At 51.8% G+C, this 8,852-nt stretch carries 8 protein-coding genes; all 8 read right to left on the bottom strand.

Translation table 11 applies throughout. From position 1 onward, the window contains the following. Window positions 1-726 (bottom strand): ATP-dependent sacrificial sulfur transferase LarE (larE, locus tag OXG87_19350; protein MCY3871711.1); only part of this gene is annotated, 726 nt, incomplete at its 3' end. 15 nt (window positions 727-741) lie between these two features. After that, a complete protein-coding gene (locus tag OXG87_19345; GenBank protein MCY3871710.1) occupies window positions 742-2,184 on the bottom strand; it encodes a hypothetical protein in 1,443 nt (480 codons plus the stop codon). A gap of 119 nt (window positions 2,185-2,303) precedes the next feature. Continuing rightward, window positions 2,304-2,708, bottom strand: a complete 405-nt coding sequence (locus tag OXG87_19340; protein ID MCY3871709.1) for a hypothetical protein — start codon at window positions 2,706-2,708, stop codon at window positions 2,304-2,306. A gap of 113 nt (window positions 2,709-2,821) precedes the next feature. Next, complete coding sequence (locus tag OXG87_19335; GenBank protein ID MCY3871708.1) at window positions 2,822-3,973, bottom strand: GNAT family N-acetyltransferase; 1,152 nt, start codon at window positions 3,971-3,973, stop codon at window positions 2,822-2,824. A gap of 47 nt (window positions 3,974-4,020) precedes the next feature. After that, window positions 4,021-5,061, bottom strand: coding sequence for an alpha/beta fold hydrolase (locus tag OXG87_19330; GenBank protein MCY3871707.1), 1,041 nt, complete (start codon window positions 5,059-5,061; stop codon window positions 4,021-4,023). Between the two features lie 11 nt (window positions 5,062-5,072). Then, window positions 5,073-6,488, bottom strand: a complete 1,416-nt coding sequence (locus OXG87_19325) for an Nramp family divalent metal transporter (protein ID MCY3871706.1) — start codon at window positions 6,486-6,488, stop codon at window positions 5,073-5,075. Window positions 6,489-6,500: 12 nt separating this feature from the next. Further along, window positions 6,501-7,640: a glycerol-3-phosphate dehydrogenase/oxidase gene (locus OXG87_19320; protein MCY3871705.1), complete on the bottom strand. Its 1,140-nt coding sequence runs from the start codon at window positions 7,638-7,640 to the stop codon at window positions 6,501-6,503. Between the two features lie 3 nt (window positions 7,641-7,643). Next, a partial coding sequence (locus OXG87_19315; GenBank protein ID MCY3871704.1) for a diaminopimelate decarboxylase occupies window positions 7,644-8,852 on the bottom strand: 1,209 nt, incomplete at its 5' end.

The raw sequence follows: 8,852 nt of genomic DNA, 5'->3' as shown, positions 1-8,852 counted from the left end.
AGCCACAGCCTCGTTTGTGCCATCTTGAAAAAAACGCACCAGATCTTCAGGTGGAACTTCTATGCGAGCAATATCTTCGTGGTGCCGAACGCGCACTTGCACAAATCCGCGCGCTTTCAAAAATTGCTCGGCGCGATCGATTTTGCGCAATGCTTCCTCTGTGACGGCTGTGCCATAGGGGATTCGAGAAGACAAACACGCCGATGCGGGCATGTCCCAGGTGGGTAGTTGCCATTGCTTTGACAATGTTCGGACGTCGTCTTTGGTGAATCCCAATTCGACCATCGGCGCGCGAATACCCCGGGATTCGGCGGCAGCCATGCCCGGGCGATAGTCGCCAACATCGTCGGCTATTGCGCCGTAAAGCAAATACCCGAATTGTCCCGTATAGTGTTCGATTACTTCGTCCAGTTTATCGGCCAGCGCGCTTTTGCAGTGAAAACACCGATCGGGATCGTTTTTTACGTAGTCGGGGTTTTCCATCTCCCGGGTATAGACGATATCGAGTTGAATGCCAATTTGCTCGGCCAGTGTTTGAGCCTTTTCGAGTTCACCAGACGCATAACTCGCGGAGACTGCGGTTACTGCCAGCGCGTGGTCACCCAGAACCCGATATGCTGCCGCGGCCAAAAACGCGCTGTCAACTCCGCCCGAAAATGCCACGACCACGCTACCCATGTCTTTGAGCAAAGCATTTAGCCGTGTGAGTTTTTCATCAAGTGTCATGTTTTTAACCCTCGCTCACTTTTTAACTGCGCCAGGTACTACTACTGCATCTACCATTCCGTGTAATATTTTTTTGTCTGCTGGACAGACCGTTGCCTGCAAGCCCGAGAGCACTGCTTTGTCTTTAATGACAAAATAGTAGGGCTGCAACCGCACCCGTCCTCTGAATATTTCGATTTGATCGGTTTCGTAATCGTAGTACGACGCAGAAAAAGTCGCGCCATTGTGAAATTCCTGCATAATATGAGGTGTGTGTTCAAAAGCGCATAGCGCTTCGTCGATCACGCCTTGCCAATCTCGCTCGGCCATGTCGTGCCCCATGGTTACACCGCGACTGCCCCAGGCCATTTCAGAATATCCCGAGGGTTTGATGACCAGTTGCCGGTGTTTTTGTCCCAGGTGTCCCAGCGCACGCCAGTCGGAAAAGGATTGCCCGTCAATTTCCAATCCCGCAATAACGCCCTGGGGGGGCAAAGGCGCGGGGTCTAAGACCCACGTTTTGGGAAAGGTTTGCCGCAAAAAGGCCACGGATTTTTTGCCCAAATGTTGATGCCAGAAATCCGATAACAGGGGATGGTGAAACAGCGCCATCATCATCTTTTCTTCGTGATACGCTTTTAAGGGGGGTGTGAGCTTGACAAGCCCTTTGCGTACCGCGTAAAAAATTAAATCAATTTGGGGCAGGTTTCGCAAATCGAATAATTCAAAAAACCTGTATATCACGTCTATGCGCTGGCGACCATGTGCCCCATTGACAAATAGTCCATCTTCGACAAAAGATACTTCTTCGGGACCAATGACATAAGTTTCCAGACCAATGGCATTTAATCGGTCACCTAAATACGACATCTCGGGCCGATAAGCCGATGCTTCTTCCGAGACCACTATGCCCAAAACAGGCGCGTCTGTGCCAGCAACGTCGCGGATCATCTGTGCAAATCCAGTGACCATTCCATTTGCGCCGCCCACAATTTGATCGCCGAGTTTGGCATATCGCTCTGCCAGGCTTGCCGTAAATCCGATCCCACCGGGCACGGAATCCAATTCCGTCGCAATCATTCCCGCTCGCGTGGGTATCACATCGGGCCGAATTACGAGGGGAACATGGCTTTTGAATCGGCTCATTTGCCCAAATTTGATCACTTCTTCAGATTTGCCCTGGTCCAGATACTGCGCGACCCATGCGGGCTGAATGCCCCTCATACTTTGCGAATACAATAGATTCAGTGCTTTGTAAAACTGATAGAGATGCTGCCCCAATGCCTCAAGGTGTGATAGAACTGGGGGCGGCAGCCACCACGGGTCGGGCGATACGCGCCACGAACTGTTCGACTGGGGATGTACCTCGCGCTGTACTTCGGTATATAAACCACCTCTGGGCGTCAGATCGTCAATGTAGCGTGCCCGTTCCCGGGCGTCCATCTCGTCAACGGATTTCTCCGTGTCACACATGCTCATAAAAATTCCTTCGATTGGCGTGTTTGCATTTTCTAAAATCTATCCCCTAAAATACAAAGAACAGGGAGTTCTGCAAGATGCGAAGCCCTGTTCTGTCAACATGATAAGTATGTAGGTGCTTATCCTTTGCGCTTTGATCGCAGATGTTCACTGATGAGCGCGCTCTCAGCCTCAGAGAGCACTGGCGCATCATCTTGTTCGGATGGAGATTCTGCCTCATCGTCCGCCGCGGGTTCTTCGGGCTCGGGCGGCTCGGATGGCGGCGACGGTTCTGGCGCTACTTCAGGTGGCTCAACAGACGGTAGAGTGTCCAGGTGTATTTCTTCGGTCAGTTCATCCTCCAGGTTCAATCTCGCCGTAACGGCGTTATATATCGATTGGGCGGCTTCGACCCGGGCTTCTACCTGGCGGATTGATTGGCGCAATTCGTCTATTATAGCCAGTGCATCTTCGATTTCCCGACGCGCATTATCGAGGACTTGCTCATAGAGTATATCTGCGGAATCACCATCTGGAGCGGTCATGAAAATATCCTTACTGTTTGTGAGAATTCGATGTGCACCGTAAGTATAAGGCACACAATATCAGATAGCAAGATAAAATAGAGTTTGAGATGCTGAGCAGCTATTTAGTGAAATCAAAGATGATTCACCCCGTACCAAACTCCCGGAATTGGCAGGCAGGCGCGCAGGATCTCACCGGCGCGTCCACCGGCATCCAACATCGCGTTCTCGGTTCCTTCCAGGGTTCCAAAAATTAGCTGTGCCGCTGCACCTCGGCTTTCGGCCACCACGCGGTTGTCGCCATAGTAGATATGATATTCATCGCCCACTTCCCGAAATACCAGCCCCCGGGCGGCGTGTTCTCCGATTCGTTCGACAAAATAGGGGCGCATTTTTTCGAGTAATTGTTCAAAGTGTATGATCATGGTCGTGCCAGGTAGATTGGCTGGTTCACCAGTCAAATCGCGCGCTTCGAGCAGGCCGTGCAATACGGTGTCGAATCTCTTGACGTGCAATGATAGCTGATTCAAATGTTGATTGTCGATAAATTTGCCCAATGCGCCGACGATTGCAGACCGCTCACCCGCGTAATCGAGCAAGTACACCTGTCCTGCATCTCGTTCGCGCGCCTGCTGCATGACCCCAAAGGCAACGGGTTGATCACCCCGGTGAATCAGATAGGTTTTTGCGGGGCGGTTCTGCACCCATCCATCTATGCCAAAGGCGATGTCCGAAGGCGGGCGCAGCCAGCGCACGGGGTCGCGCCGATAAATGGCTCCAATGGTTTCGACATCTGCTTTTGATGCCTGTGTTATTGTCCAGTCTGTATCGTCAAAGTCGCCCGCTTGCTCGCTCGCGATGTGAAATATCCTGTCTCGTCCCACATATCGACACCCATATCGGTGGTACATGTTGCGATATCCCGATACCAGGATATAATCCACGCCATCTTTGCGGCAGTGGCGCATGGTGTCTTGCAAGAGTGCCGTGGCATGGCCCTTGCCCCGATGGGCTTCGTAAGTCGCTACCCCTCCGAGAGAGGCCACTCGGAGTGTGCATCCCATAATGGATATGTTTCGCCGAATTGTGCCGATGTGCGATACGACTTCGCCGTTTTCTACGACCACGCGCAAATTGTGCATATTATCGTCATTGAAGGCGTGTGGTTGCATATCTGATAGCCCCTCGAAAAATACGTTGTCGAGTAGCTGACACAAACGCCCCATTTCATCGCGGCGCACGCTGCGAATCCCATTTTCCCAAGATGCTTCTGGCTCTCTGGGCATAAAGATCTCCTGCTAATCAATCGGGAAGAAAATCGCGATACGCTGTCTTATCCCTTCAGGTATTTGTCAAATATATCCAAACATTTGTGACCACTAAATTCGTGGACCCCATCAAATCGATCTTTCACCAACTGATCGCGCGCATCTGCCGCGCGATAGATTTTTGATAGGTGGCGAAATGCCCGTTCAGCATCTGAGATTTGAAAACCCGGGTCGCGTTCGCCCATCTCCACGACCAGAGGGCGAGGTGCGATCAAACCCGCAACATCGGGAATATCGCCGATTGCCATCAATCCCGGCATATATTGTGCCCCACAAAAATTTGCTCTTCCGGGCATTGCGCCTTCTCGCAATGTGCTGAGATACCCGCTGATACACGCGCATTTGATCCGCTGATCCAGAGCCGTCAAATAGGTCGTCATTGTGCCGCCAAATGACACGCCCAAACACCCGATCCGCTTCTCATCCACTTCTCGGCGCGCCTGTAAGTAATCCAGTGTGCGAAATCCATCCCAGATTTGCAATGCCAAAAAGTGATACCCGCGATATCCCTCTGCCATGTAATTTACGTTGCACTTGTCGCGCGTTTGGCGCACCCAATCTTCGGGGCTCATCCGCTCGCCAAATCCACGCCAATCCGGTGCGATGACCACATAGCCCCGCCGCACGAGTTGGACACCCAGTTGCTTCTGATAATCCTCGTGTGGCTTTTCATCTTCGTCCAAACCCACGAGTGGATTTTTGCCTATCCCATGACCGTGTGCCGCCAGAATTCCTGGACGCTTTTCGCCGCGTTTCAGTCCCTTTGGCACCAGTACAAATGCGGGGACGCTGGCAAACTGCTCTGTGTCAAACGCGACTTTTTCGCGCACGTAATCCCCCATGTTGTCCCGGCGAATCACTTCCGCCCGAAGGGGCACGCGTTCTGGCATTGGTCCCAGATTTTTTGTCAATCGCGCGCGGAATTTTCGACGCCACAGACGCCAGTCATCCACAGTCTGTCCATCAAAAGTCAGTTCGGATTTTGTCGCCCGCATCCACGCAAAAACAGATTCATAAGGCGAGAAGAAGCGTTTGCGTCTGTCCATTGGTCTCTTCCTTATTTTAGAATGCCCACTTCCCACAGAATACAGGCTATGGCAAATACCACATATACCAGTGATGCAATCGCCATCATCGCGGTACATCCTTTGCCCGGTCGGGCGGTTTTTGGCAAGTAGCGATAATTGATGTATAGCATCAGTGGCACGTAAATCGCCATGGCAAATCCACCCATATAGGCCGCATTGAATAGAAAGCCCAGCTCACTTACACCGTATTGTTCCATTACAAACGTGATCACACATCCGGCCACAATCCATATTCCCGCGACGAGAAGATACCACCAGCTCAATTCTCGTTTTTGCGCGCCCTTAAAATTGGTATATACAATGTCTGCGATTGACCGCGAGACCCCATCTACGAGGGCGAGTTGTGTGCCAAATAGCGTTGCCAGTCCTACCAGAAGAAAGATCACGCGGCCCATGTCGCCCCAAATTTCGCCCAGAATAGCGGCTTCGTCCCAAATCAGCGTGCCTTGCGAGGGAACGATGCCCTGGGGATGCAGGACTGCGAGCGATCCAAAGATGAATAACATCATTGTAATGGAGTTTAATCCCCAGAAAAACAACATCTGATCTTTTTTTATATAATCCCACCAGGCCTTGAACCTTGTCGCGTTTTCTTCTGTTTCTTCAAATACAAATCCGGTTGACGGTATGGCTTCTGCGCGGCTCCGCAATGGATTTTGCATGATTGGCACATGTGCGCCCATGCCGATGTGTTTGTCGCGCAAATAAAAGGTGTAAAACAAATTTGCTGTTCCCCCAGCTCCGGCAAAGACGATGGCGATGAATAGTGCCTTTACCGACATGTTTGGATCTTTGTAACCGATGTTCGCGATTCCTTTTCCCAGGTCGATCCACGTTTCTGCCGTGCCTACGGCAAAAGCCACCATAATTAATCCTATGGTGACAATCGCCACCATCAGTTCAACGGCTTTTTCCATTGAATTGTAAATGAGCTTGGGACCAAACAAAATGAGTGCGACGCCGATAAATGTAATCACGGTCCAAAAAGTGTCCGATCCCCAACCATGAGGACCGATCAACAGAGCTTTGAGAGCCAATCCCGAGGCGCGTCCCCATCCCGGGGCGATCCAGGAGAATAATGTGATTAAAATAAACAGGGGTGCAAAGCCGCGCCACACGCGCGCAAATCCCGTATATACTGTTTCACCTGTGGCAATTGTCCATCGCCCGACCTCAAAGTTGATCCACATTTGCAAAAACACGCCGAGTACCGCGGCCCAGATCATGCTCGCTCCGTACTCGGCGACTACAAGAGGCCACACAATGATTTCGCCTGCGCCGATGGATAGCCCGACCAGGATGGCACCCGGTCCCGCCATTTGCCAGAAGCCCGATTTGCGTTCGGGTAGAACGGCTGTTTTGAAATTGTCCAATTTTTTGAGCATCTATTTCTCCGGTTAAGCGCGCAGTGCCATTGTCGCGATCTCTTTGATGCCGAGTGTTTTGGCGACTCGGCGCGATAGCGATAAGTACGTCGTCAGTTTTCCGCCGAATATATTGAGCAATTGGGTTTGCCCGCGCGTGTGCAAATCCAGTTCGTATTCCCGCGAGAGCGCGGTTGCATCGCCTTTTTTTTCTACGAGGGGACGAACCCCCACAGTGGCATCTGTGATATCCGCGTGCTGAAGCTGACGGTTTGGCGTCAGGTACGCATTTACTGCCCGAATCAAATAATTGATATCTTCTTCGTGAATCACTACGTCATCTACTCGTCCGCGTTCTTCGCGCTCGGTTGTGCCAATTATTGTTTGATCGCGTTCTGGTTCGGGTATGAGAAAAAAGATGCGCTTGCCTTCGGTTTGTAAAAATAGGGGATGAGGTGTGAGCAGTCCATCTACAAAAATGTGAATGCCGCTCACTTTTCGAATCTGAAATCGCGATGGTAAGTGATAGCGCGCTGCGACTTCATCAATCCACGGTCCCGTTGCATTGATCAGGGTGTGACTGCGGTATTTTGTTTCCCCGCCCAACAGGGCAAATCCGGTTTCTTCCCAGGCCACGTGTTGAACGTCTATCCCTTCGCGAAATACGCATCCCAGTTCTTGTGCGTCTTCTGCCACGCGCTTTGTGAGTGCGAGATCGTTTGTCTTGCCGTCGTAATAGCGCAGTACCGCCCTAATCCCTTCTTGCTTTAATGCGGGAAATTCGCGGGTAAATAGCTTTCGAGGGACTTTACGTGACCGATAGATATTGTGCCGCCCAGCCAGTGCGTCGTAGAGCTTGATCCCCGTCCACAACCTCCAGACGGGACGCGGGCTCTTGCGATAGATTGGCAGATAAAACGGTCGCATTGAGACCAATTCGGGATAGCGTCCCAAAAGTTCCAGACGATCACTCAAAGCCTCTCGCACCAGTCCAAATTGCCGCGTTTCCAAATAGCGCAATCCACCGTGGACCAATCGCGATGATTTGGATGATGTGCCCCCGCCAATCGCGCCTTTGTCCAGCACCAGCACCCGTTGCCCGCGCTCGGAGAGTTCACGCGCGATGCCGCATCCATTGATCCCTGCACCCAATACAATTGCGTCATAAGTCATAGATTAGCTCTTAGTGGTCAAAAAGTCCGGTACAATTTCATTTTGCAAGACCTGATCCAGTGTCTGGCGTTTCCGAATTAAGTGCAATGCGCCGTCTCTGTCCAATAATACTTCGGCTGCTTCGGGAAAGGAGTTGTAATTTTTAGACGACATGCCCGCACAATACGCGCCCGATCCGCCAATGACCACGGCGTCTCCCACTTTTGTTTCTGTCAATAGCCGGGGTAGTAGTCCTTCGGGATCGTCGGGCGCAGGGGTTAATACGTCGCCGCTTTCACAACAATGTCCTACCACAATATATTCGTCTATCCCGCGTTCTTCTTTCTCGGCGGGCACCACAGTAATGGGATGTTGCGCCCCGTACATGCTCGGGCGAATCACTTCGGTCATCCCGGTATCGGTTTTGATAAATTTGTACCCGTTTTTCCCGGTCTCTACCACATCAATCGCCGTTGCAACGATTGCCCCGGCATTTGCGACCAGATATGTCCCTGGTTCCACTTCCAAACGCAACGATCGTCCGGTTTGTCTCGCGGTCATTTCGAAGGCTTCGGCCATATGTTGTCCGATTACCTGCAAATCCGTCGATACTTCTCCCGGCATGCGCCCAATCTTGTACCCACCTCCCAGGCTCAATGTGGTGGCGTTTTCAAATCCAACGCAAATTTTCAATGACATCAATGCGACGCGCTCCCATACTTCGGGATCGTTGCCCGACCCGATATGCGTATGCATGGTCGTTATGGTCAAATTGCGCTGTTTGCAAATTTTATGGACATCGGAGATATATTCATGCCAGATCCCAAAGCTCGCGGCCGGTCCTCCCACGTTGGTGCGCTTACTGTGCCCAGATCCCATGCCGGGATTGATACGCACGGAAAGCGATCGCCCGGGGAACAGGTCGCCAAATGTTCGCAGTTGATTCAGGGAACACGCATTAAAGATTACACCACGATCGATCAGGTGTTTCAAATTTTCGGGTATCTGCTGTGCCGTAAGCATGATGTGATGGCCCGGCACACCAGCCCGCAGGGCGCGCTCGGCCTCGTATCCACTGCTGGCGTCGATGTGCAATCCCCTTTGCGTTAAGATGCGAATTACGGTGCTGTTGGGCAATGCTTTCATCGCATAACGCGCGGTCAGTCCAAAGGCATTGGGGAAGTTCAACACTGCCTCGGCCTGTGCTTCCAGCGTGCGCTGGTCGTAAACATA

The sequence above is a fragment of the Gemmatimonadota bacterium genome, from assembly GCA_026706845.1.
Classification (GTDB): domain Bacteria; phylum Latescibacterota; class UBA2968; order UBA2968; family UBA2968; genus VXRD01.
The sequence above is the reverse complement of the archived record's forward strand: the minus strand, read 5'-3'. Positions and strand labels throughout refer to the sequence as shown.

Bases quoted from the DNA above. Each gene is read 5' to 3' on its own strand.
- OXG87_19340 (MCY3871709.1), bottom strand. From the start codon at position 2,708: ATGACCGCTCCAGATGGTGATTCCGCAGATATACTCTATGAGCAAGTC.
- OXG87_19320 (MCY3871705.1), bottom strand. From the start codon at position 7,640: ATGACTTATGACGCAATTGTATTGGGTGCAGGGATCAATGGATGCGGC.
- OXG87_19325 (MCY3871706.1), bottom strand. From the start codon at position 6,488: ATGCTCAAAAAATTGGACAATTTCAAAACAGCCGTTCTACCCGAACGC.
- OXG87_19330 (MCY3871707.1), bottom strand. From the start codon at position 5,061: ATGGACAGACGCAAACGCTTCTTCTCGCCTTATGAATCTGTTTTTGCG.
- OXG87_19335 (MCY3871708.1), bottom strand. From the start codon at position 3,973: ATGCCCAGAGAGCCAGAAGCATCTTGGGAAAATGGGATTCGCAGCGTG.
- OXG87_19345 (MCY3871710.1), bottom strand. From the start codon at position 2,184: ATGAGCATGTGTGACACGGAGAAATCCGTTGACGAGATGGACGCCCGG.